24 protein-coding genes, 1 tRNA gene and 1 riboswitch are annotated in these 23,800 nt (G+C 70.9%); of the genes, 7 read left to right on the top strand and 18 right to left on the bottom strand.

The window, feature by feature from the left end; translation table 11 throughout:
• Positions 1-133 precede the first annotated feature (133 nt).
• Both BS83_RS25310 and BS83_RS25305 read right to left on the bottom strand, forming a co-directional pair.
• Positions 134-994, bottom strand: coding sequence for a helix-turn-helix domain-containing protein (locus BS83_RS25310; protein ID WP_037605861.1), 861 nt, complete (start codon positions 992-994; stop codon positions 134-136).
• Between the two features lie 256 nt (positions 995-1,250).
• The gene (locus BS83_RS25305; protein WP_037605860.1) at positions 1,251-1,973 is read right to left on the bottom strand and encodes a GOLPH3/VPS74 family protein; all 723 of its coding nucleotides are present in this window, start codon (positions 1,971-1,973) and stop codon (positions 1,251-1,253) included.
• Positions 1,974-2,326: 353 nt separating this feature from the next.
• Here BS83_RS25305 and BS83_RS25300 point away from each other — a divergent pair, with 353 nt between their 5' ends.
• A complete protein-coding gene (locus tag BS83_RS25300) occupies positions 2,327-4,630 on the top strand; it encodes a D-alanyl-D-alanine carboxypeptidase family protein (protein ID WP_051943894.1) in 2,304 nt (767 codons plus the stop codon).
• Between the two features lie 305 nt (positions 4,631-4,935).
• Positions 4,936-5,096: riboswitch (cyclic di-AMP (ydaO/yuaA leader) on the top strand.
• A 5-nt stretch (positions 5,097-5,101) separates the two neighbouring features.
• A complete protein-coding gene (locus BS83_RS48385; protein ID WP_051943893.1) occupies positions 5,102-6,274 on the top strand; it encodes a transglycosylase family protein in 1,173 nt (390 codons plus the stop codon).
• A gap of 42 nt (positions 6,275-6,316) precedes the next feature.
• Here BS83_RS48385 and BS83_RS25285 read toward each other — a convergent pair whose 3' ends face one another.
• Both BS83_RS25285 and BS83_RS25280 read right to left on the bottom strand, forming a co-directional pair.
• Entirely contained in the window at positions 6,317-6,631 is a 315-nt protein-coding gene (locus BS83_RS25285; RefSeq protein ID WP_037605858.1) for a GNAT family N-acetyltransferase, read from the bottom strand.
• A gap of 193 nt (positions 6,632-6,824) precedes the next feature.
• A complete protein-coding gene (locus tag BS83_RS25280) occupies positions 6,825-7,385 on the bottom strand; it encodes a GNAT family N-acetyltransferase (protein WP_051943890.1) in 561 nt (186 codons plus the stop codon).
• Between the two features lie 386 nt (positions 7,386-7,771).
• Between BS83_RS25280 and BS83_RS25275 the strand changes: the two genes are divergently transcribed.
• The 4 genes from BS83_RS25275 (at position 7,772) to BS83_RS25260 (ending at position 11,417) form a co-directional block, all read left to right on the top strand.
• Complete coding sequence (locus tag BS83_RS25275) at positions 7,772-8,569, top strand: hypothetical protein (RefSeq protein ID WP_037605857.1); 798 nt, start codon at positions 7,772-7,774, stop codon at positions 8,567-8,569.
• 83 nt (positions 8,570-8,652) lie between these two features.
• Positions 8,653-10,467, top strand: a complete 1,815-nt coding sequence (locus tag BS83_RS45690) for a trypsin-like serine peptidase (protein ID WP_051943888.1) — start codon at positions 8,653-8,655, stop codon at positions 10,465-10,467.
• Between the two features lie 202 nt (positions 10,468-10,669).
• A tRNA-Arg gene (locus BS83_RS25265) sits at positions 10,670-10,742 on the top strand.
• 390 nt (positions 10,743-11,132) lie between these two features.
• Entirely contained in the window at positions 11,133-11,417 is a 285-nt protein-coding gene (locus BS83_RS25260) for a helix-turn-helix domain-containing protein (RefSeq protein WP_063774227.1), read from the top strand.
• Positions 11,418-11,670: 253 nt separating this feature from the next.
• On the opposite strand, the gene BS83_RS25255 is transcribed toward BS83_RS25260, so the two are convergent.
• The 4 genes from BS83_RS25255 to BS83_RS25245 form a co-directional block, all read right to left on the bottom strand.
• Entirely contained in the window at positions 11,671-11,979 is a 309-nt protein-coding gene (locus tag BS83_RS25255) for a hypothetical protein (RefSeq protein WP_037605856.1), read from the bottom strand.
• A 1-nt stretch (position 11,980) separates the two neighbouring features.
• On the bottom strand, positions 11,981-12,154 hold the full coding sequence (locus BS83_RS45685; RefSeq protein WP_157597311.1) for a hypothetical protein: 174 nt from the start codon (positions 12,152-12,154) through the stop codon (positions 11,981-11,983).
• Positions 12,151-12,561, bottom strand: coding sequence for a hypothetical protein (locus BS83_RS42140; protein ID WP_157597310.1), 411 nt, complete (start codon positions 12,559-12,561; stop codon positions 12,151-12,153). Before BS83_RS42140 ends, BS83_RS45685 begins: the two co-directional genes overlap by 4 nt.
• Positions 12,562-12,652: 91 nt before the next feature.
• Entirely contained in the window at positions 12,653-13,831 is a 1,179-nt protein-coding gene (locus tag BS83_RS25245; protein WP_232248481.1) for a helix-turn-helix domain-containing protein, read from the bottom strand.
• 142 nt (positions 13,832-13,973) lie between these two features.
• On the opposite strand from BS83_RS25245, the gene BS83_RS25240 reads away from it, so the two are divergent.
• Entirely contained in the window at positions 13,974-14,525 is a 552-nt protein-coding gene (locus BS83_RS25240; protein WP_037605854.1) for a flavoprotein, read from the top strand.
• Position 14,526: 1 nt separating this feature from the next.
• On the opposite strand, the gene BS83_RS25235 is transcribed toward BS83_RS25240, so the two are convergent.
• From BS83_RS25235 to BS83_RS25190, 10 genes are all read right to left on the bottom strand, one after another.
• Entirely contained in the window at positions 14,527-14,841 is a 315-nt protein-coding gene (locus tag BS83_RS25235; protein WP_037605853.1) for a hypothetical protein, read from the bottom strand.
• Positions 14,842-14,895: 54 nt separating this feature from the next.
• Positions 14,896-15,615, bottom strand: coding sequence for a glycoside hydrolase family 25 domain-containing protein (locus BS83_RS46625; RefSeq protein ID WP_051943884.1), 720 nt, complete (start codon positions 15,613-15,615; stop codon positions 14,896-14,898).
• A 16-nt stretch (positions 15,616-15,631) separates the two neighbouring features.
• Entirely contained in the window at positions 15,632-15,904 is a 273-nt protein-coding gene (locus BS83_RS25225) for a hypothetical protein (RefSeq protein WP_037605851.1), read from the bottom strand.
• A gap of 19 nt (positions 15,905-15,923) precedes the next feature.
• Entirely contained in the window at positions 15,924-16,457 is a 534-nt protein-coding gene (locus BS83_RS25220) for a hypothetical protein (RefSeq protein ID WP_037605850.1), read from the bottom strand.
• 27 nt (positions 16,458-16,484) lie between these two features.
• Positions 16,485-18,617, bottom strand: coding sequence for a hypothetical protein (locus BS83_RS25215; RefSeq protein ID WP_157597309.1), 2,133 nt, complete (start codon positions 18,615-18,617; stop codon positions 16,485-16,487).
• Between the two features lie 80 nt (positions 18,618-18,697).
• A complete protein-coding gene (locus BS83_RS42130) occupies positions 18,698-21,241 on the bottom strand; it encodes a phage tail tape measure protein (RefSeq protein ID WP_051943881.1) in 2,544 nt (847 codons plus the stop codon).
• A gap of 77 nt (positions 21,242-21,318) precedes the next feature.
• Positions 21,319-21,822 (bottom strand): hypothetical protein, encoded by a 504-nt coding sequence (locus tag BS83_RS25205; protein WP_037605847.1) that lies wholly within the window; start codon positions 21,820-21,822, stop codon positions 21,319-21,321.
• Positions 21,823-21,839: 17 nt separating this feature from the next.
• Positions 21,840-22,400, bottom strand: a complete 561-nt coding sequence (locus BS83_RS25200) for a hypothetical protein (protein ID WP_037605844.1) — start codon at positions 22,398-22,400, stop codon at positions 21,840-21,842.
• Entirely contained in the window at positions 22,400-23,518 is a 1,119-nt protein-coding gene (locus BS83_RS25195) for a hypothetical protein (RefSeq protein ID WP_037605843.1), read from the bottom strand. Before BS83_RS25195 ends, BS83_RS25200 begins: the two co-directional genes overlap by 1 nt.
• Positions 23,515-23,799 (bottom strand): hypothetical protein, encoded by a 285-nt coding sequence (locus BS83_RS25190; protein ID WP_037605842.1) that lies wholly within the window; start codon positions 23,797-23,799, stop codon positions 23,515-23,517. The genes BS83_RS25195 and BS83_RS25190 overlap by 4 nt, the downstream gene beginning before the upstream one ends.
• Between the last annotated feature and the right edge of the window lies 1 nt (position 23,800).

The raw sequence follows: 23,800 nt of genomic DNA, 5'->3' as shown, positions 1-23,800 counted from the left end.
TGTCAGTCTGCCCACACCGTCCGGCGTCTGGGAACCTTGGGCCGTTCGTGTTCACCCATTGGATAGCAATCGGTGAACCGGGCACCACAGGCCACTGCCTGTGGTGTATGCTCCGCGTTCGCCTCTGCCCGTCTCAATGTGTGTGCCGTTTCGCCACCCTGTCGACCAGTTCGCGGGTCTGCTCCGGGCCGAGCGCCTGCGCCTGCAGATGCTCGTAGAGCGTGGCGTAGGCGCGCACGTCCGTCTCCTTCTCCAGGTACAGGTCGCTCGTGACGCCCTCCAGGTAGACGACGGTCGCGTCGGAGGCGTCGCGGTATTCGAGGATGGAGAAGTTGGACGTCATGCCGGGATGCGCGCCCACGCTGAACGGCAGGACCTGGACGGTCACATGCGGCAGGAGACTGGTCTCGATGAGCGACTCCAGCTGCCCGCGCATCGTCTCCGGGCTGCCGACGACGCGGTGCAGGGCCGCCTCGTCGATGACGGCCCAGAGCCGGAGCGGCTCCTCGCCGTTGCGCAGCAGATCCTGACGGACCATCCGGACGTCCGTGCGTTTGTCGATCTGCGCCGGCTGGGCCTCCGGCTGGATGCCGGTGACGACGGCGTGCGCGTAGTCGCGGGTCTGCAGCAGGCCGGGGATGAAGAGGGATTCGTAGGTACGAATGCCCACCGCCTCGGCCTCGAGGCCGATGTACACGCTGTAGGGGACGTCGCCGAACGCGTGCCACCAGCCTCGCTGCCGGGACTCGCGGGCCATCGTCATCAGGCCGTCGATCATCGCCGAGTCGTTGACGCCGTAGACCTCGCACAGGTCACGGACGTCGCGCTGACTGATGCTGCGTCGGCCGTTCTCCAGTCGGCTGATCTTCGACTGCGAGACGAGCAGCTGCTGCGCGACCTCCTCCGCGGTCAGGCCTTTCTGCTCGCGCAGTCGTCGGAGCTCGGCACCGAGACGACGGCGGCGGACGGTGGGATTGACACTGGCGGTCGACACGGTCTCTCCTGGGCATCGGTGGTGTGGCACGCCCCTGTGTCAGCAGAATGCCACCCGACACGCCCTCATGTGGCTCAATCACCCCGGATCTTGACGAATCAGGTCCGAGAAGGAACGATTCTGCGCCCACACATGGAGAGAGCGACGGCGAAGGGTGGTTCGCCGCCGCTCCCGACCAGGGTGGTGCTACGTCCCGCCTGTCGGTGCTCCATCGGTGCACTCTCGACCTGCTCGCGCGCTTCGGCTGCCGGTGCTCCTACCGGACTGCCGCGCGGACCATGCCGGAGACCACCGCGGGTCGTGACGTCGGGCGTGTCGGCGCCGGGCGGACGCCCGCCGCACGCACCTGAGCGGCCGGCAGGCCGTTCTGCACGTCCATGACCGCGTGCGCGACCATGCCGTTGAGGGGGTCGTAGCGAATCAGGTCACGCAGGCGCGACCTGGACGAGCGTCCCTCGTTGCCCGGGTAGAGATGTTTGCCCAGGCCGACCGCGTGGGCTAGGGCGGCGAGCGCGGCGGTGCGCGGGTCCGGCGGAACGCCGGTCCGGATCGCCGTGTCGAGTCGTTCCTTGATGGCGCTGTTCGTGCAGTCGTCCGACGCCTGGTACCGGGTCGTCGGCAAGACCCCGCACACCTGGCCCGGCACCGCCTTGACCATGGCACACCGCTCCAGGTGCGCCAGGTAGGTCTGGCGTAGGCCCAGTCTCGGGCCGCCGATCCACTGCACGGCGCGCACGGCGCTGCCACGTCTGCGCAGCAGCTCCAACGCGTGATCGAGGGTCGGGTCCCCGGTCGGCCGTGGATTGACCACGGTGATCTGGTCCCCGTCCGGGACTATTCGTCCGGCCATGGCCAGCTCGACGAGCTGTGCTCCGGCCAGTCCGAGGTCGAGCGTCTGCGGCTGCGCCGTGGTACCCGTGGCCGGGTCCAGAGCGAGCAACAGCAGCTCCTCGGGAATTGTTCTGCGGCTCCTGCCCATCCAAGCCTCCCCGCGTGGATGCACAACAGAGTGACGCCTCTCACACCCTGCTGTCGAGAGGGCCTGGAGAGTGACACGACTCCGTGATCTTTCGGAACCGTTCGGGCGCGGCTCCGCGTCTGCCCATGGAGTGGGTCCGCCCGGCGGAATCGCCGGTCAGCGGCCTGGTGAGCGGGATTGCCCCCGCGAGTGCAGGAGACTGGTGTCCGGCGCGCCCCGGAAGACCGGGAGGCGCGCCGTGCTGTCGTGAGCAGTCGCGGGCAGTGGCAGGCAGTGGTGAGCAGCCGTACGCGGTGGGTCGTACGCAGTGGGTCGCACGCAGTGGCGTGAGCAGCTTGAGGAGGCTGGGTTACGTGGGAGAGTCCCCCGACAGGTCGAACCGGACCGCGGGCGAGGAGCGGGAGGCGGAACGGGCGGATCACACCCCGGCGTCCGCCACGCCGGACGTCGACCCGACCCCGGCTCCGTCGCAGGGCGAGGCGGACGGCGAGGAGGGCGCCGGGACGGCCGGCACGGAGGCCTCCGTGGGAGCCGCCGCCGAGGATGACGCGGCGGACGCCGCCGAGAGGCGGGCGGAGGAGCGGGCGGCCGGAAGCGGCGCGGACGTGGACCCGCCGACCCGGCCGCTGCGCAGGGAGGACATCGAGGGCCCGCGCGAGCACCCCACCGACGACGCGGAGGAGACGGAGGAGGCCGGCGAGGCCGCCTCCGCTTCGGCCGCCGAGGCGGAGGAGAGCTCCGCCGGGGACGCCGAGAACGCCGGGGACGCCGAGAGCGGCGCGAACGGCGAGGGCGGCGCGAACGCCGGGGTCGCCGAGAGCGGCGAGAACGGCGAGGAGGCCCGGCACGAGGCCCAGGCCGAGGACGAGGCCGCGGCGGACGAGGAGGCCGAGCCGGCGTCTGCGCCGGTGCCGGTCGCGGTGAAGCGCGCGATCAGGGATCCGCGCCTCCCGGCCGAGCCCGCGGCCGACGCGGAGCCCGAGCCCGAGCACCGGCCCGCTGCCGAGTCGGCCGCGGAGCCTGAGGCGGAGCCGCTGCCGGACTTCGCGACCCGCACCCTGCGCATTCCGCCGCCGGCCGCGGCCCCGGCCAGGAGCGCGCGCAGTGCCGGCGAGGAGTCCGACGGGGCCGACGACGAGTCCGGCGACGAAGGATCCGCCGGCGTCCGCGCCGCCGGTCGGGACGGCCGCGACGGCGGCCGGGGTCCGGCCGTGCCGCCGGGCGCGGCGGCGGAGACGCGTGCCATGAACGCGTTCCCGCGGGTGCCGCTGCCGCCGGTGCCGCCGCTCCCGAGCGCCGGCACCTCGACCCAGTCGGAGGCGGGCGCGCCCGCCGGGGCGACGGCCGTCGCGGTCTCGCCGGAGTCGACGATCGAGGCGATGGACATCCTGGCCGGCCTCAGCGCCCGGCCGATGACCCCGGCGAGGATCGCGCTGCGTCGCATCCGGCTCTGGGGCATCCTGCTGCTGGTGCTCGTCGTGGTGCTCGGCGCGGTGCAGCTGTTCCGTCCGCTGCCGTCGCCCAAGCTCGCGATGACCGCCGCGACGAACTTCGCCTTCGACGGCGGGGCGCCGCAGCTCGACTGGCCGGTCAAGGGCCAGGCGGCGGTGGAGGTTCCCGGTCTCGGCGTGATGGGTCACAGCGGCAGTGACGACCCGGTGCCGCTGGCGAGTGTCACCAAGGTCATGACGGCCTACGTCATCCTGCACGACAAGCCGCTCAAGAAGGGCGAGCAGGGCCCGTCCCTCACCGTCGACCAGCAGGCGGTGAACGACTACGTCACCGGCACCGCCGGCCAGGAGTCGGTCATGAAGGTCTCCGTCGGCGAGCAGCTGACGGAGTACCAGGCGCTGCAGATGCTGCTGATCCCGTCCGCCAACAACATCGCCCGTCTGCTGGGCCGTTGGGACGCCGGCAGCCAGGAGGCGTTCGTCCAGAAGATGCAGGCCACCGCCGTCGGGCTCGGCATGACCAAGACCACCTACACCGACCCCAGCGGGCTGACCAGCACCACCAAGAGCACCGCCAACGACCAGCTGATGCTGGAGAAGGCGGCCATGGCCGACCCGGTGTTCAGGGAGATCGTCGGCACCGCGTCCTTCACGCCGCCGGAGAACGGCCTGATCCAGAACAACAACGGGCTGCTGCTGAGGAACGGCGTCATCGGCGTGAAGACCGGCAGCAGCAGCGCCGCGCTCGGCAACCTGATGTGGGCGGCGCGGCAGAAGGCAGGCGACACCACGGAGACCCTCTACGGCGTGGTGCTGAGCCAGCCGGCGATCGGCGGGGACGGCGGCGGCTGGCTGCCCCAGGTGCTGGCCAAGAGCAAGAAACTGATCATCAGCGCCGAGGCCGCGCTGCAGTCGCACGTGATCGCCAAGAAGGGCGACGTCGTCGGCTACGTGGACGACGGGCTGGGCGGCAGGACGCCCGTCGTGGCCACCCAGGACGTCTCGGTGGCCGGTTGGGGCGGGCTCTCCGTCCAGCTGTCGCTGAAGCCGCTCGCGGGCGCGACCATCCCGCACAGCGCGCCGGCCGGGACGACGGTGGGTGAGCTGGTGGTCGGCAGCGGGGCGGGCGCGCAGACGGTCCCCGTCACGCTGCAGTCGGACCTGGGCACGCCCGGCTTCGGCGAGAAGCTCACCCGGCTGACCTGATCGGTACCTGCTCGGCCCGGGTCGACTCGCGTGCGCGGGTCGGCCCGGGCCTTTGTGTTCCTGTGAGACTGACGACGGCGGCGGAAGCATAGTCAATCGGACATATCAGATGAATGACGCCATATCAGGACGGCAATTCGGGCATTCCGCCGACCCTTGTCTGTGAATCATGAAGCGCGTCCGTGATGGACGTCTCATTGGCGTCTTGGCGACTTGAGGTTTGAAGTCGGACCTGCCTACGGTCACCGTCATTCGCACTTAAGCGGAACTGACATCTCCGGAACGCCGAGTCCTGCCACCGGTCATGTCAGCAGTCACCCGACGCAAACGAACGGCAGGAGCGGGGGACCCAGGTAAGTCGCCGCGAGCCCAGCGCTCGCGGCTTGGGGTGAAGCCGTGACACCGCACGGCCGGGCAACTCCAGCCCGAACCCGACAGCTCACCTCGCAGGCGTGGGAGAGGACCTACTTCATGCTGTCCAACAGCACGGGTCGCCACCGCGCGCCCAAACTCGCCCGCCGCACCTCCCGTCGCCTGCTCGCCACCGTCGGTCTGACCGGCGCCGGCATGGCGCTCCCGCTGGTCACCGCGACCGGCGCCCACGCCGCCACCGTCTCCACCTGGGACGCCGTCGCCCAGTGCGAGAGCTCCGGCGACTGGTCGATCAACACCGGCAACGGCTACTACGGCGGTCTGCAGTTCGACCAGTCCACCTGGGACGCCTACGGCGGCCAGCAGTACGCCTCCCGCGCCGACCTGGCCAGCAAGGACCAGCAGATCGCCACCGCCGAGAAGGTCCTGGCCAGCCAGGGCCCGGGCGCCTGGCCCGTCTGCGGCCCGCAGGCCGGTCTGTCCCAGGGCGGCGGCTCGCCGCAGCTCAACACCTCCGGCTCCTCGTCCTCGACGAGCAACTCCACCCCCTCCAGCAGCTCGGACAACGCGTCGAGCAGCGACAGCGAGAGCGCGGACTCCGGCAGCTCCGCCCCCGCCGCGAGCACCACCACGGCGGCGCGCAGCTACACCGTGCAGAGCGGTGACTGGCTGTCCACCATCGCGCAGAAGGAGCACGTCTCCGGTGGCTGGCAGCGTCTGTACGAGCTGAACCGGTCCGTCCTGACCTCGGGCCCGGACCTGATCTACCCGGGTCAGCGCCTGGTCCTCGGCGGCGGTGCCGCGGCGTCCGCCCCGGCCACCTCGTCCGACAGCTCCTCCTCCGGCGGCTCGTCGAGCTCCGCCGCCACGGCGACCAACGCCTCGGCGACGACCTCCACCGCGAGCTCCTCCGGTGTGGCCGCGGCGATCGCCTTCGCCGAGTCTCACGTGGGCGACTCCTACGTCTGGGGCGGCAACGGCCCCAACGCGTGGGACTGCTCCGGTCTGGTCCAGGCCGCCTACGCGCAGGCCGGCGTCTCGCTCCCGCGCACCAGCGAGGAGATGGCCGCGTCCACCACCCGCATCTCCATCGACCAGGTGCAGCCGGGCGACCTGCTCTTCTGGTCGAACGACGGCTCCGCCGCCGGCACCTACCACGTCGCGATCTACGTGGGCAACGGCCGCTACGTCGAGGCCGCCAACCCGAGCGCGGGCGTGAAGTGGGAGACCATCAGCAACTACACCCCCGACTTCGCGGGTCGCGTCTCCTGATGCTCTCGACGGGCTGACTGAACGGGTTCTCTCCCCCGTTGTTCACGCACCCGGAGTACCGGACAACTTGTCCTGGTACTCCGGGTGTCGTGTCAGCCAGGCCTTGATGAACGGGCAGGTCACCCGCACCTCGATGCCGCGGCTGATCCCGTCCTCGACCGCGGCGCGTGCCAGCAGCCCCCCGATGCCCATGCCCTCGTAGGCCGGGCCGACGACGGTGTGCTGGTAGACCACGCGCACGTCGTCCCTGAGGTAGGAGGCGAAGCCGACGAGATCGCCCTCGATGCGCGCCTCGAAGCGCTGTGCCTCCGGCGCGTCGGCGACCATGACCTCGGCCTCGGTCTCTCTCGTGCTCATCCTCGCGCCTCCTCGCATGCCGCCCGCGTCTGTCTGACGAGTGTCCGTCACCCGGGCGCTTTTCGTGCGAACGGACACGCGTCCTGGAGCGGCCCGCTGGTGAGGGCTGCGTCTCAATTCGGTCAGCTGCGCCAACCGGTCCGTTCGGGTGAGGGCGAGGCGTCGCCCGGGCCGTCCGTCAGCACGACCACCGTCACCACACGTCGCCGTCGCGCCAGTCGCAGGTGAGCTCGCCGGTCCGGTCCAGCGGAGCGTCTCCCTGAAGCACGAAGAGGCAGTCGTCGGCGTCCTCGGTCCTGACGATCCCGGCGGGCGTGAGCGCCGAGGTCGGGCCCTGCCAGCGTCGCCAGCCGCGGGAGGCGTAGAACTCCATGGCCTCGTCGGTCGCCGCGAGCGCGCCGAAGTCGTAGCCGCGCGCGATCACCCCCTCCAGCGCCGCCATCACCGCCGCGCCGTACCCCTGCCGCCGCAACCGCCGCTCCACGCCGACGCCCTCGACGTACCCGACCCGCCAGGCCCGCCCCCGGTGCACCATCCGCCGCTGCACCACCGACGCGTGCGCCACCACGAGCCCGCCCTCCCGCACCAGCGCGTGCATGCCGCCGAGGGAGTGCTCCCAGTCGTCCTCGGCCATGTCGTCGAAGACCCGGTACAGCAGCGCCCGCGCCTCGGCGAGATCGCGGGCGTCCAGTTCGGCGGTGTGCGCGACACGGACCTCGATCCGGTCGGCGCGGGGCTCGCGGTTCTCCTTCATGGCCTCAGCGTGCCAGTTCTGTAACGCTGCTGACGGCGTGTGCGGAGCGTCGCCCCGAGTGGACGTCAGCGGCAGGCGAGGCGCCGGGCGAGGTCCGTGTGGGCGGGGAGGGTCGTCCTGGGCCGGAAGGGCGACCAACCGCGCCGGTCCGCTGCCCGACGGGGGCCGTGGCCGGTCGGTGGGGCGGCCCCCGCCGAATGGCGGGATTGACCGTGCCGGGTCGGGATCCGTAGCGTCTGAGCCCGCGGTCGGTCGGCCTGGTCGAGGGGAGTGACCAGGCATCATGCCGGGGGGGGGACCGCTTCGTTCCGGCCGTACGAGGCCGACCATCGGTGCCCGCGCCGGTAGACCGCCGGCCCGGGCGGGCAAGGCACATGGGGGAACACATGCGGACCTCGCGGGTCCGGGCCGGCGTGGTGGCCTGCGCGGCCGCGACGGCGGTCGCGCTGACGGGGTGTGCGAGCGGCGGCGCGCCGGGGCACGGCGTCGGTGCGGGGTCCTCCGTCTCGGCGACGGCGACGGCGACCGCGCCGGGGACGGCTGCGCTGTCGGGCCCGGACATCCTGAAGCGGGCGCGGGAGGCGGGGGCCGCGGCGTCCTCGTTCACGATGACCTTCAGCTTCGACCCGAACCGGTACGGCCGCGTTCAGGCCGCGCTGTCGGGTCGCCTGTCCTGGGACCGCGGTGGGCACTGCGTCGGCGAGGTCACGCTGGCGGGCCACGGCAGCGCCGAGTTGGTCGCCTCGGGCACGACGATGTGGGTCAGGCCGGACGCTGCCTTCGCCACGGCGGAGTTCGGCCCGGCGGCAGCGGCGACGCTGAGCGGGAAGTACCTGAAGGGCCCGGTCAACGATCCCCGATTCGCCGACCTGACCGGCGATACGCCCGGCGACGACAGCAGCGATCTGTGCAGGTGGGGCGCGTTCGAGCTGTCGATCCCCGACGAGGGCGACGAGAACGCGCAGAAGCTGGGCCCGACCACCGTCGGCGGCGTCCACGTGGTCGCGGTCCAAACCGTGGGCAAGGGCAGCTACACGGCGTACATCGCGACCGAGGGCACCCCCTACGCGATCCGGTTGGGCGACCGGCCCGGACTGTCCTTCACCGACTACGGCAGGCCCGTCGCCTTCCGTGTTCCTCCCGCCGCTCAGACCTTCGACCTCAGCAGGGTGCCCCGGAGCTGACCGCCGTTCCCGGAGACACGCCGCGGCCGGCCGCCGCGCGAGGCGCTCCGCCGCCGAACCCGAACACCGAACAAGGACTGTCGATGCGTTACGTCCGGTCGGCCCGAGCCGCCGTCACCATGGGTCTTGCCCTCGCGGCGCTCGCACCCGCGACCCCCGATGTCTTCGCGCTCGCGCCCGCACCCACGCGCACGGGCCACCCGTCGGCCGGGCCGACGGCCCTGCGTGCGCCGTGGGGGGCCGGGGGCGGGGCCGGGTGGACCGGCGCCGACGCCGAAAGGTTCTGGACGCCCCAGCGCATGGCGACTGCCGTGCCGGAGAGCGTCGGGGCCACGCCGCCGCCCCCGTCGGCTCCGCTGAACCGCGCCGCCGTCCGGCCGGGAGCGCGGGCCGCGGTTCCGACCGCCCAGCACTTCGCCGGCGTCCCTTCGGTCGGCACGCTCTACTACCTGGGCAAGGACCAGGCCGCGCACAACTGCACGGCCAGCGTCGTCACCAGCCCGGGCAGGAACCTGATCCTCACCGCAGGACACTGCAGCCCGGGCCCCAACGGCCGCGCCGCCTTCGTCCCCGGCTACGACCGGAAGGCGGAGCCGTTCGGGATCTGGGCGGTCACCCGCGGCTACACGCTGCCGGGACACGGGACGACCGGGGCCGGATCCAATCTGGACTTCGCCTTCGGGGTCGTCGCGGATCTCAACGGCCGGAAACTGGAGGACGTCACCGGCGGGAACACCCTGACCCGTACCCCCGGGTACGCCAATCCCGCCGTCACCGTGATCGGTTACCCGGAGAAGAGCAAGGACCCGAAGGACCAGGCGATCCGCTGCACCGTGCCCACCTCCCGCCTGGGCGGGGCGGGCCTGACCCAGCTGCGGATCGACTGCCGCGGCTTCTGGGACGGGGTCTCCGGCGGACCCTGGATGATCAACTTCAACGGGGCGACGGGCGACATCATCGGCAACGTCGGCGGACTCAACGGCGGAGGCCTGGCCAACCCGAACGACCCGCGGTACCAGGAGATCTCCTACAGCCCGGTCTACGACGACCAGATCTTCAGCCTGTACCAGCAGGCCACCGCCGACACCGGCCCTACCCCGCCGCCTCCGGCCTACTCGATGGGCGACCGCGCCGTCTGGCAGCACGCCAGGCGGGTGGTGGCCGGGGACTTCACCGGCCACGGCCGCGCCGAGGACATGATCACGGTCTGGTCCGACGGCGAGGTCACCCTCTACCGCGGCGACGGCAAGGCCCACTTCACCGGCGAGACGCGGCTCCTCGCCCCGAACTCGACCTGGACCCACGTCGTCTCCGTCACCGCCGGGGCGTTCACCTCAGGCAGCGCCGCCTCCGATCTGGTGGTGCGCTGGTCGGACGGCGAACTCACGCTCTACACCCACGTCGACTCGGCCGGCATCGGCGGGGAGATCCAACTCGCGGCACCCCACTCCCAATGGACCCATGCGGTGGCCGTCGCAGTCGCCGGCCACGCCCTCGTCGTCACCTGGGACGACGGTCACGTCAGCGAGTTCCCGCGGCTCGCGGCCCACTCCCTGGCGGGCGAGATCCAGCTGATCGCCGCCGGCCCGGTCTGGGCCGACATCCGCACCGTCGCCGGCGGCGACCTCGGCGGCGACCAGGGCCTCGACCTCGTCGTCCGCCGGTCCGACGGAGAACTCGGCCTCTACCCGGACGTCGACACCGCCGGCACCCACACCGAGATACCGCTCGCCCCGGCCGGCCCCACCTGGCAGACGCTGACCGACGCCACGGTCGGCGACGACACCGGCAACGGCCGCCCCGACGACCTGCTCACCGTCTGGGCCGACGGGCACGTCACCCTGTACGCCGACACGGGCCCCAAGGGCCTCGGCACCGTGATCACGCTGGTGAGCTGAGCGCGGGATGAAAATGCAGGTCAGGCGACAGGCCGGTGCTCGTCGCCCATTCCCTCCTGGACTAAGGTCCGCGACCGGGGCAACTGATCCGCTAGTCTGTCCTTGTTCGGGACCAGCGCGTCCGGAGCCGTCCCGGCCTGGCCGGGGAGGCCCAGCGCGCAGGTGCTGAGCAGGGGAAACGGACTCCTTCGTCCAACCCGCTGCCTCATTAGCTCAGGGGATAGAGCACGGCTCTCCTAAAGCCGGTGTCGCAGGTTCGAATCCTGCATGGGGCACAGCAGTGACCAGGCCTTTTGAGGCCTAAAGGCCCAGCTCAGAGCATGTTCTCTGAGCTGGGCCTGACTTTTGAGCGCACTTTGCGCGCACTCTGAGTACAAGATCAACTCACTCTCAATACACAAGATCCACTCCCATTCCGCTCCCAAATGATCTAGCCTCCCACCTGCAAGAAAGTGCCCCCGACAGCGGCGAACTGGCGGGGGCGCTTGCACGTCCGGCTGGGGGGTCACTTCTGAGCCCGAACGCGCGATCTTGGGTGGGGTGTGCAACTGATCGAATACATGTTCGAACGTAGCGGGGGCTGGGTGTCCGGGCAATACCCCGTGATCACCAAGCGGGAACCTGTTGGGGCTGATTCTGTTCCATGATCACCCCAACGTGACAGGGTGGACCAGGAACAGACAGACCGCGTGGTGCGGGAGCGCATCGCGATCGGCGGCCGGGTCCGCACGCTGCGCACGTGGCGGAACGTCCGGGCCGAGGCGCTCGCGGAGCAAACGGGGCTGAGCCGCAAGACGATCTACAGGATCGAGCTCGGACAGTTCAGCACCCGCGTGGACCACATCATTGCCATCGCTCTGGCTCTCAAGGTCCCTATCACCTGGCTCTTCACAGACGACCGGCCCAGCGAGCGCGAGGGTGATCCGGCGGCCGGCGAACTACCGGCGTAAGCCGGGGCCGCCCGCGGGGGCGTCGGAGGACTGCTGTACGCCGCGTGCGCGCATCGTGGCGACCATCGCGCGCGCCTCCCTATCTTCGAGGGCCGGAACTGTCCATGCGGCACCAGGGCCGACAACCAGAGCACGTATCCGCGTCTCTGACGGACCGGCCTGCGGAAGTGTGACGAGCTGCCAGGTGGCATCTCTCTTCCGAGGGTGAGGTGTCCGCAAACGCGCGGACGGCGCGTGCCCCCAATGGTCAACTTCATGTCCCGCGCCGCACAGTCGTCCGGTCGGCCTCCAGTACCTGCCACCAGCGCGGCCGGTCGTAGAAGGGATCGGGGCGGCGCTGCGCTGCGGCCAGGCGCCGCGGCTCGTTGCACGGGCAGGAGCACAGCGGCAGATCGGGTGCGCCGACGATGTAGCCGAGGCAGCATCGGTGATGCGCGGTGGCGCTGAGCGGGAAATCGCAGTGCGCGCACCAGATGGTGTCTTCCGTGGGCTCGGCCGGCGGCCACGGCAGCGCCGTCGCGATCTCGGCCATGATGCTGGGAAGCGGTTGACTGTCGCTCACGTCACCACTCCTCGCGCCAGGCCGGGTAGAGCTCGTGCAGCTCGTCGACGAGTGCCGCGCCCTCCCACTCAAGCTGGCCCCGGCGCGCGACGTCGCGCAGCCGCAGCCACACGGCGCGGTCGACGACCGGATCCGCCGCCTGCGGTGCGGCCGCGTCGTCCTGGGTGGGGGTCATGCCGCGGTCCCGGGCGCCAGGAGCAGCAGCGCGTCTCGCAGGGCGTCGGCGTCGACGAGTCCCTCGGGGTCGTCAGGGTCCGGCGGGCACAGCCAGTGCGGCCCGGGCGGATCGATCACGGTGGGGCCGGGGACGCCGATGAACGTGCCGCGCCCGCATGCCCGGGTACCCTCAACCGTCCACTCCGCCGAAGTGCCGGCGGGGACCAGGAAGTACAGGCGCGCCTGGGGCGCGCTCACCTCCCAGATCACGGGGCCGGGGTAGCGGTCGGTGCGGTGGTCGAGGACCTGCAGAGCGTCGAGGCCGCGCGTCTGCGGCACGACGATCGCGTCCCAGTCCTCGCCCGCCGGATGCGCGCTGATGGTTCCGGGTGGCGGCATCCAGGCAGGCCCGGAGCGTGTCATCACGGTGATCTCCCTGCGGCTGTGTGCGTACAGTCACAGGGTGGATGCAGCGCGCTGCGTCAAGTACTACAGATCTGTGGTACCGCCCTGGGTGCTATCGGACACCGAGCCACTGGGCGTAGTTGGCCAGTGAGTCGGGGGCGGCGCGCCGGGTGGCGACCAGCTCGGCGACGGTCTGACGCACCATCGGGCTGTAGCGGGTTTGCTGCGGGGCCAGCTGCCGGGCCTGCAGCAGCTGCGTGAAGGCCTGGTCGGCGCGCCCGGTCCACAGGAGTGCGCGGGCGATCTCGGCGCGGTGGTGAGCCGCGCGCGAGGCTGCCCAGTCCTCGGGCACGCGGATGCCTCGGGCGACATCGAGGGCCCGGGCGTAGCGGTCCTGCTCGATCAGGATGCTGGCGTGGTGCACGTCGACGTTTGTGGGCCCGAAGCTCATCCAGTGGATGCGTGGCACTTCGCCGGTGGCCCGGGCCAGGATCCGCGCCTCCTCGATGTGGCCCGCCGCCGAGGCCTCGTCGCGGTCCCTCGCGGCGAGGACGGAAGCGCCCAGGTGCAACTGGCCCTGGACCGCGTCGCGCTCGCTGCCCGGGTCGGCCTGCAGCACGGTCTTCTGTCCGAGCTCGGCGAGACGCCGGCCGGTCCGGTACTGGCCCGCGCGGAGGTAGGTGAGCGAGCGGAGGTACTGGCGCAGGCCGGCGAGGGCCGGGTTGCTCGCGCGCTCCGCCGCCCAGGCCATCCGGTCGAGAGCGACGGACGCGAGGTCGTGGAACCCCAACTTGGTGGCGACGTCGTGGGCGGACCGGTAGGCGGTGGCCAGCGCGGCCCAGGCTCTCGCGGTCTCGGTGAGATGCGCCGTGGTTGTGAGCTCTTCGATCAGCGCCGGGAGCTCGGTTGCGGCGGCGCGGAGGTCGGTGGCGCGGATGGACCTGCAGACCTCCTCGCCGGCGGCGGCGAGATCGGCGAGCGGCCGCGGCTCGATCGCGGAGTCTGCGCCGAGGTCGTAGACGTCGAGCGCTTCGCGGATCGGGTGAATCAGGCCGTCGAGCTGGTCCTGCTGCAGCTCGACGAGGTAGGGCTGGCCGAGGAGGTCACCCACTGAGGCGGACAGCGCGCGGGCGATCGTGCCGAGCGTGCTTTGGCTCGCTGACCTGGTCCCCTGTTCGATTGCCCGGACGTAGCCGAGCGAGATGTGCGCGCGGTCGGCGAGGCCTCGCTGGGTGAGATGGCGCAGCTTGCGCAGGTGCGCGATCCGCCGTCCGATGTGATCTTCGTCCATAGGAGGCATACTGGCTCCGTTCCTGACTAGTCATCTGGAACGGTACTCCCGGCCGCCGTTGGGAGTAGAGCATTCCGCCCCCGCTTGATCTCGAAGCGGGGGCGGTTGCATGTCTGGCACGGCGCGGGGTTGGCTGTGCCGCATGCCTACTGATCGCGTGCTCTACCTGCTCGGCTCCGCGGCCCCGCCGATCCTGAACGTCACCCCCGTGATCGAGGATGCGCAGCGCCGCGGGTGGGATGTCTGCCTGGGGCTGACGCCGACGGCGGCTCTCTGGCTCGACGCCTACCTGCCGGGTCTTTCGGCGCTGACCGGGCATCCAGTGCGGTCCCGGTACAAGCTGCCCGGACAGCCGGACGTCTGGCCGCCCGCCGATGCGGTCCTGGTGGCTCCGGCGACGTTCAACACCTTGAACTGCTGGGCGCAGGGGATCACGCACAACTTCGCGGTCGGGTTCGCGGCGGAGGCGATCGGCAAGGGGATCCCGCTGGTGACGATGCCGTGCGTCAACAGGGCCTTCACGGAGCACCCCCAGTTCGACCGGAGCGTCGAGGCGCTGCGCGGGGCCGGCGTGCGGGTGCTCCTCGGCCCCGGCGGGTTCGAGCCCAACGAGCCCGGCAAGGGGAACCCCGACGCATACCCGTGGCAGCTGGCGCTCGATGCCGTCGACGAGGTCCGGCCCGCCCGCGCGTAGGTCAGCTCGGGTTGGCTGGCGGGCGGCCGGTTAGCTCGTCGAGGCGGCGTTCCATGCGGATGATGGCGTCGCGTGCGGTCCTGCCGCCGTTGGGGTGTAGTTCGGCCTCGATCCGGGCGGTGCGCTCCTCGAGGACGCGCAGCCGCTCGGCGAGGCCGGGGCTGTTGTCGTCGGGCTGCAGGAGGCGTGCGACGCGGTCGACAGTGTCGGCGGAGCGGTGCATGCGCCGGGTGGCGTGGGAGAGCCAGCCGAGGAGGCCGACTGTGGCGGCTATCGCGGCGATCAGCGCACCGTAGTTGGTGATGGCCTGGGTCATGCTGGCTCTCCTGCTCGGGTGGTCCGGGTTGGTCGCGGCGGGACGGACGGACGGTTATCCGGCCTGGCTCACGGCGGGCTTCGGCGGCTGCGGCTCGGTCTCCAGCGTCTTCACCGCGGCGTGGATTGCCTGGATCGCGGCGGCGGCCGCCGGGGAGGCGCTGGCCGGGACGGTGCCGGCGAGGGCGTGCTCCCACCACCAGAGGTTGTCCGCGACGGCCAGGCGGCGGAACGCGGGGTCGGCGAGCGCGGCGGCCGCGCCCTGCTGGGCGAACTGGACCAACTGCTGCGGGGTGTAGGGCATGTCATCCTCCTGGGGTTTCGGGTCGACGCCGGGCCAGTAGTCGGCGACGGTGCTGAGGTCGTAGGGGCCGGGGTCGGCGTACTGCTTGGCCACTGCCCCCGCGAAGATCACGGGGTTGTTGTCGTACTGCGCGATCCAGTAGTGCGGCTCGGCGACAGCGGCCGCGCGGAACGCGGCGCGGACGGCGGGCCAGGTCGAGGAGTTGCAGTAAACGGTCGGGTCGACGCCGGCGGCGCGGCGCATGGTCACCCAGCCCGGTGCCTCGGCGGGGGTGGCGTCGCCGGTCTCGACGTCGAGGACGACGCCGAGGTTGTGGTGCGAGGAGACGGCGATTTCGACGATGGTGGCGCGCGGGAAGCGGGCCCTGAACTCGTCGATGTTCTGGTAGTAGCCGTCGCCGTACCCGGCAACGAGCGTCGCGCCGGCGGGGACGTTGAGGGTGGTGACGGCGTCGTACATGGTGCGGGTCATGGGTTGCCCTTCGCGGTCAGTCGGCCGGGGTGAAGTCGAGGTAGTAGGAGCGGCCCGGCTCGAAGACGACGTCGGGCTTGTCGACGACCAGGGTCAAGTTGCCGGCCGGGGTGGCGAGGGAGAACCGTTGGTCTTCGGGGACGTCCTGGGCGTAGTTCGCGCTGAACCGGTACGTGCGGGCCCAGACGGAGACCGAGGCGACTTCGCCGTTGACGTAGCGCTCCTCGGTGCGTGGTTGATCGGTCGACTGCTCGACGGTCATGCAGCGGAACTTGGCGCGGATGGCCATGACGCGGTCCTTCCCGGGGTCAGGGTGTGTTGAGGGAGACGAGCTTTCCGGTGAACCAGGAGGCAAGGCCGGAGGTGACCGTGGACAGTGCGCTGCCGGTGGTCTGTTCGCAGTACAGGGCGATCACGTCGCCGACGTTGCAGGAGGTGCCGGGCGCGTTGGTCAGGTAGTTGCTCGAGTTGGGACAGGGGGCGTACTCGTTCTCGGAACCGTTGATCGCGCCGCCGTTGAGGAAGATCATTGCGAGCCGGACGCCGGTGGCAGCACCGGTGAACCCGACGCCGCCGGCGAGATCCCAGATGCCGGCGAACGGAATGACGTAGCTGAACGGGGTGGCGACGGCCAGGCCGCTGTCGCTGTCGTGGATCACGGTCTCGCAGGTGACCTGTGTGGGTGTCCCGGAGGCGACAGACTGCACGCTGTGTTGCTCGGCGCGGAACATGGGCGGGTTAGCCCAGAAGCTCTGGTAGGTCGTGATCTGGGTGAGCTGCGCGGAGGTCAGCTCGGAGTTGGCGGCGAACGTCGGCAGGGTGGGCAGCGTGCGGGCGGCCATGCTGGCCTCCTTCCGTGAGGCGGTTGGTCAGTACGCGAGGACGACGGCGGGGTTGTCGAGCAGCCCGAGGGTGGGCGAGTCGAGCTGGAACGACGGGGGATGCGGCGGGCTGGTCGACCAGGCGAACAGGTGGCTCCCGGCGGTGAGGGTCTCGGTCCAGCCCTCGACGATGTGGCTGCTGCTGCCGTTCGTTCCGTAGGGGGACTGCTCGACCCAGCCGGTGACGCCGACGAGGCTGGAGACGGTCGCGGCCAGGACGGCGTCGTACCAGGCGGACCCGTAGCCGGCCTGCAGGGCGAGGGTTCCGGCGTCGACGGCGAGCGGGGCCAGGCGCGGCGGCGGGTCGGACTGCAGGCCGATGATCGCGGCCCCCAGCGAGGCAGCGTCGGCCGCGGACGCGCTGGCGCAGTCGACCGAGACGGAGTACGTCCCGTACTTGGCCACCGAGGCAGCGCCGCCCGTGTCGACGGTCAGGGAGCCCTGGCCGGACGGCGTGACCACGACCTGGTTCACGGTGTACTGGAAGTCGTCGGGGAAGTTGGTCGACTTGTCCAGGTCGACGGCGCTGATCGTGAACGCGGCGGTCTGGTTCTCGCGCAGCGTCGACGACTGCAGGGTGATGCGCCCGTACGCGTCGGTGAACAGCGGCATGTTCTCGGTGTGCGCGGCCTGGCGCATCATGTCGATCGGGTTCTTGCCCACGATGGACTGCGGCCCGCACTGGTGCGCCGTCGCGGCGAGGTTCACCGCGCTGCTGGTGCCGGTCGTCGGCGCGTACATGGTGATCGTGGTGCCCGGGCCGTTGAACGGGGCGACGGGGACGGGCAGGCCGGCCAGCCACGCCAGGCGCGCGACGCGGTTCCCGGCGCTCTGCGGGGCGTGCCCGTTCGCGGCCGCCAGGTAGGGGCTGTACCAGTTCGGGTTGAGGGTCGAGTCCTGGTACAGGTGCACGACGAAGTCGCTGATGGAGCCGGTGAACATCGCCAGTCCGGATCCGCTGGTGTCCTCGTTCCAGCCCTCGGCCGCGCCGAGGAAGAAGCGGCTCATGGCGCTGCTCGGGCAGATGCCGGTGGTCGGTGTGGCGGGCCCGAAGGCGAAGTTCACCTCGTCGCCGTCGACGATGGTGGCGGTGAAGGAGAAGCCGTTCACCGGCTGCTGGATCTTCAGGCTGATCTGGTGCCAGACGCCATCGTTGAGCGGTGTGCGAGACAGGGCGCCTGACTTGGCGTTCGCGGCGGTGCCGCCGGGGCTGATGGCGGCCTGCCAGACCTGGATCTGACCGGACGGGGTGAGGTCCATGCCCATGGCGTAGTTGTGGGCGGTGTCGGCCCAGGACCAGATTGGCTGCAGCGCGACGGTCGTCTTGATCCACATGGTGACCTGCGCAACGTTGGTGATCGGCAGGGTGCCGTGCAGGAAGCTGCCGTTGGGCAGGGCTCCGGTGTTGCCGCCGCCGGTGTATGGCAGCGGCGTACCCGAGGGCGCGAAGGTGACGGTGGACTCGCCGTCGAAGCCGGGAGCCGGTGTGTTGGCCCAGGTGAGGCCGGAGCCGGAGGAGACGCCGAAGGAGCGCAGCGTCAGGGACTGGGAGCCGGCGGCGGCCATGCCGGAGACGTCGGAGGCGTAGGCGGCGCCGGCGGGCTCGTGCAGCGGCCAGTAGCCGGCGATGAGCGGCGAACCTTGCGGGTCGTTGAGAAAGTCCTCGACGATCATCGACTTGTACTTCGGGGCGTTCGCGAGCAGGACCAGGACGTCGGACGCGCTGATGACGCACTGGGCGGAGAAGCCGTCGATGGTGGTGGGCAGTGAGGTGATGAAGCCTGTGAAGCGCCGACTCACGACGCCGGACAGCGGCAGCACGTCGACGCGGAGCCAGGCGCCCTTGCGGATCTGCCCGACCCAAGCCCCGGACGGGTTGGTCGCGGTGAACCGGCCGTCGGTGTTGTCGACGGTCAGCGAGCAGGTGGCGGCGTTCGCGTCAGAGAGGCCGTCGGAGCGGCCCGGGCTGATGGTGAGCGGCTGGTCCTGGTCGACGAACTCGGTGATCTCCACCCAGGCCGGGTTGGCCGTGGTGGGCGGGTCGAAGGAGATGTAAGCCTGGACGGTGAACGCCAGGCCGCCCAGCTGCTGCGCGAGGGTCTGGCCGGTGCCCTTGGGCACGACGGAGCGGTACCGGCGTGCGGGGCGCGGGCGGGGCCGGCGCGGCAGCGGCCGGATTACCCGGTTGGTGGCGAAGGGCATCAGCCCACCGCCATCGCAACGGACTGCAGGCGGCCGCCCCTGGTCTGGAACTTGACCAGCTGCTTGTCGATCACCTGGCCGTCGAGCTTGAACGCGACCTCTGCGTACAGCGGGTTCTCGGCGGTGCCGAGCGGCGCGGTGCCGGGGTGGGCGCCGGAGGCGGTGAGGGCGGCGGTCAGGGCGCGCTGCATGGCGGGCAGCGGGGTGACGATCTCGGGTTCGCCGGCCTCGGCGACGGTGACGGTGGATCCGCCCGGGCGGGGCATCACCATGCCGCCGGCCGCGAGGGTCGGGATGTGGGGGATGTTCACGCCGAAGGTCTGGCCGCCCACGACCGGGACCCAGGACGGGATCGATACCGAGATCGAGTCGAGCGCCGAGATCGCGCTGTTGATCAGCCAGATCACGCCGTTGATGGGCGTCTTGACGATGCCGATCAGGCCCTCGAAGGCTGCGGAGACGAAGCCGTGGATCGCGGAGAACACCGCGGAGAAGGCGCCCTGCACGCGGTGGATCGCCGACTCGATCGGCGAGACGAAGAACGACTCGAAGAGGTGGATGCCCTCGCGCCACCAGGACGGCAGGTCCCGGGTGAAGAGGTTCTTGAAGAACTGGGTCCCGGTGTCCCACCAGGAGACCAGGGTGTGCCAGGACTGCTGCAGGGGCGAGACGAAGAACTCGTCGAAGAACTTCACGGTCTCGTGCCAGATGTCGCCGAGGAAACGCTGGATGTCCTTCCAGTGCGTGACGATCTCGGTGATCCCGACGATGATCAGGCCGACGCCGGGCAGCAGCGCGGCGACGAACATCTTCCAGTGATCTTTCACGAAGTCGAAGCCCTCGACGAACACATGTTCGACGTCTTTCCAGTGCTTGACCAGCTCCATGATCCCGAACGCGATGCCCGCGATGATCGCGATCACGGCGATGAACGGCGCGGCCGCGATGGCCGCCTCGACGGCGGCCGCGCCGAGCGCGGTGACCAGGGCCCAGACGCTGGGGACCAGGACGGCGGCGATCCCGATGCCGAGGGACTCAGCGACGGTCTTGTGCTGCTCCAGCCAGCCGATCGAGGAGCCGACCACCCGGGCGACGTCGGTGAAGCCGCCGACGAGGAGCTTGACGGCGGGCATGAGGATCAAGCCGATCTTGATCCCGGTGGTCTCGATGACCTCCTTGGCCTGGTCCATTTTGAAGCTGAGCGTGGAGGTGACCTGGGACCAGCCGGTGACGTCCTTGCCCGTCGATTTGCCGGCCTCGCCGACGGCCTTGACGTTGCCGGCGAACTGGTCGGCGTTCTCACCCGTCAGCAGCAGCGCTGTCGCCAGGCCGGTCGAGCCGCCTGTCATCTTCTCCAGCGCCGCGTTGTAGGTCTGCGCCGCCGGGCCGCCGCCGTGCAGCAGGTCGTTGAAGGAGTGGGTCTGCTTCGCGGTCAGCAGGAACTGGTGCGCCAGGTTCTTGCTGATCGGGTCCAGGCCCTTGGTCGCCGCCGCCCACTCCTTCGCGGAGGTGGTGCCGTTGAGGAGGCCTTGCGCGGCCGAGCGGAGCGAGACGGGCAGGTTCGCGATCTCGGTCTTGGCGTTCTTCGCCGCCTCGGCACTGTTGTTGAACGCGGACTGCACGACCAGGCCGGCCGGGCCCATGTGGGAGGTGATCGCGCCGGTGAGCTCGGTGAGCACGCCCGACAGGCCCTTGTGGCCGAGGTCCTGCGACACCTTGTTGCTGCTGAGGCCGAGCTGCTGCATCTCGTGCACGGCGACCGCGTTCGGGGACTGCAGGGACCCGATGGTGCTGGCGAGGTCCTGCGAGGATTGCTGGGCAGACATGCCGTGCGCGGTCATCGTCGCGAGCGCGCCGGCGACCTGGTCGAACCCGATGTGCGCGGACGACGCGAGCGGCACGACCGCGGACAGGGAGCCGGCGAGCTCCTCCATGGACGTCTTGCCCGAGCCCACCGTCTTGACCAGCATGTCGGTGACCTGCGTCGCCGACGAGGCCTTGAGGTGGTAGTCGTTCAGGACGTCGGTGACGGCGTTGGCCTCGGTCGACAGGTCGGCGTTGCCGACCTTCGCGCCCTCGGCGGCCGCCTTGAGGACGGTGAGTCCTTCCGCGCCGTGGAACCCGGCAGACTCGATCATGAACATGCCCTTGGTCAGGGCCTCGGTGGTGGTGCCGGTCTGGGTCGCCATCGCCAGCTCGCCGTCGGCGACCTTCTTCAGGTTCGCCTGGCTCTCGCCCGCGCCGGTCGCCAGGGTGGTGATGCCCTTCTCGAACTCCTGGCCCATCTCGACGGACTTGGCGCCGATGACCGCGGCGGCGGCCGCGACGCCGAGCAGGACCGGCGAGACGCCCATCAGGCCCTTGCCCATGCCCGCGCCGGCCTCTTCCTCCCTCGCGGCGGTCTTCTCCAGCGAGACGCCGGCGGCCGCGTTCGACTCGTCGACGGCGACGGCGGTCTCGCGCGCCGACGCGGCGACCTCCTTGAAGACCTTGGAGGCCTCGTTCATCGCGAGGACGCGGAACACCAGGTCGGTACCCGACATTGAGGCCTCCTTCGGTGAGCGGGCGGGTCAGCTGGACTGGGCTGCGGTCTCGGCGTTGCGGCGGTCGAGGTAGGCGATCAGGCCGTCGACGTCGGCGACGGTGAGGAGATCCCACTCCCAGGGGCGGATTCCGAAGAGCTCGGCGAAGGCTCCGAGGTGGCTGCGCTGACGACGGGCGAGGTCGTCTGCGGCGAGGCCGGCTCGGACGTGGCGGGGGACGTGGGCGCCGTCGGCCCACTCGGGTCCGCCGACGCCGGGGTAGGGTCCTCGGCGGCCGCCTCCGCCTGCTCGGCGATGGCGCGCTTCATGGAGGCGTTGGCCTCGTTGAGGTTCACGTCGAAGTCTGCGAACGGCATCAGGCCGGCCGCCTCCCGGAAGGAGAGGTTCTGCTCGGCGGCCAGAACGCGGACCTCGACCACCCAGTACAGGGCCGCCCAGGCGAGCGCGTCGCCTTCGCCCAGGCTCTTCTCGTAGGCGGCGGTGCCAAGGCCGGTGGCCTTCTGGATCTCCATGGATTCGGAGAACATCAGCCGGGAGTTGTCGTACCGGCGCTCGACGCCGTTGATGATCAGAGTGATCACGGGGGATGGCCCTTTCGTTACAGTCGGCCGGCGTCGAGGACGCGCTGGGGCACGGTCATCGCCTGCGCGATGCCCGCCTCGAGGACGGCCTGGTTGTCCTTGATGACCTTGTCGAAGTAGGGGCGGCCCAGCTGGGTCACCCAGGCGTTGTGGCCGAAGACCGGGTGACGCCACCCCTTCGGGGAGTTCCAGCGCTTGCCGAGGGTCCGCTGGTCGGGCGGCAGTTGCGTCGACTTCATGCGGAACGTGAGGTTGGTGCGCTTGCCTGCGGTGGAGACGGTGGAGCCGGTGGCGGCCGCAATGGTGGCGCGCAGGCCGGAGCGGCGCTCGGCTGACGCCGCCGCGGTCTCGCGCTTGCTCTTCGAGCGGGAGAGCCGGTATGCCGCGCGGGCCCGGGCGCCGGACCCGCGCGTGCCGCCGCCGCCCTCCTTGACGGTGGCCCGCATCTCGGCGACGACGGGCTTCGCGGCGGCGCGCAGGCCTTTGCCGAGCTCCTGGCCGACGGACTTGTCGGCCTCGGCCAGGCGCAGGCCGAGCTCGCGCAGCTGCTCGGCTCCCTCGATCCGGATGCCGGCCATCAGACCGTCGCGTCCGCGGTCTGCAGGATGATCGAGGCGGGCTCGTTCGTCAGGTCGTAGGTGCAGGCGAACGGGAAGCTGGTGTTGACGACGTCCTTGTTGGTGGCGGCCGGTGACCCGTCGTTGAGGAACAGGTTCGACAGCACGAACTGCGCCGCGGGGGCGTTGGCCGCCATCGTGCCGAAGGTGATGATCGCGAAGATCGGCGTGTCCGAGTAGAACGCGTCAGCCCAGTACGTCTTGTTGACGAAGTCGCTGGTGAAGGTGCCGGTCAGCAGGACCTCGTCGCTCGTGACCGGCTCGTCCTTGAGGCCCGCGTTGCCGTAGTACTGGCGGCCGGTCTTCATGCGGCGTTCGATGGTGAAGTCGAAGCCGGTGACGCCGTCGACCGGCGATGCGGCCGATGCGCCGGCGATGGTGGAGCCGATCTGGATCTGCGCGTTGGCGAAGTCCCACGGGATCGCAGCCGCATAGCTGGGGGTGGCCTGCGTGTACGGGGTCTGGGTGCTGCCGCCGGTCGTGGCCGTCGGGTACAGGGTGTCGATCAGCGGGTCCGCCAGGTAACGGCAGTCCCACGACGTCGTCGCGACCAGCAGCTCACCGCTCTTGCACGTGAACGCGAGCTTGGTCATCTTCGAGCCGAGGGCGTCGTACTGCCGCACGATTCCGTCGGTGGTCGGGATGCCCATCTGCAGCGCCGCCGAGCGGCCCGCGATGGAGTTGCGGAAGGTGTGCGTGTAGCCGTAGACGGGCGTGGCCGGGGTCAGGCGCGCGCCGGCGGACCAGATGCCGCCGGACGCGGTCTGGGAGCCCGCCGCGCCGCTGGTGTAGCTGGAACTGATCTGGTTGAGCAGGGTGGTGAAGTGCCCGCTCTGGCACCAGTCGATGGGGAAATCGACGGTGGCGGAGCGCTCGACGACGACGCGGCGCGCGGTGACGTCGACCATGCGGCCGCCCGCGAGGCCGCTGCTCTGCTTCGTCGTCTTGATCTTCTTCGGGGTGATGGTGTTGGGCTCGAAGAACTGCCACGTCGGCGAGCCCACGACGCCGGAGTAGCTGGTCTCGGGAACCATGCCGAGGGTGGCGCCGATGCCGGCGCCCACGGTGGTCAGGGTCATCGGGTGGCCTCACTCTCGGCGGGCGCCGTCGGCGCACTGGCTGGGGCAGGGGCGGCCGCGGGGGCAGCGGTCTTGGCGGGCGCGGCCGCGGCCACCGGGGCAGGCGCGGCGGCGGGTTCGTCGGCGGGTCGCGGGTCGGGGGTGAGCGGGGTCCAGCCGCCTGCCTCCCAGTGCTCCCACTCGTCGTCGGGCACGGTGACCTCGGTGCCGGCGGGGACCAGGATGTAGCCCAGGGTCGGGACGATGCGGTCCTCGCCGTGGTCGTTGCGGAAGCGGGCCATG

The sequence above is a fragment of the Streptacidiphilus rugosus AM-16 genome (assembly GCF_000744655.1).
Taxonomy (GTDB): domain Bacteria; phylum Actinomycetota; class Actinomycetes; order Streptomycetales; family Streptomycetaceae; genus Streptacidiphilus; species Streptacidiphilus rugosus.
The sequence above is the reverse complement of the archived record's forward strand: the minus strand, read 5'-3'. Positions and strand labels throughout refer to the sequence as shown.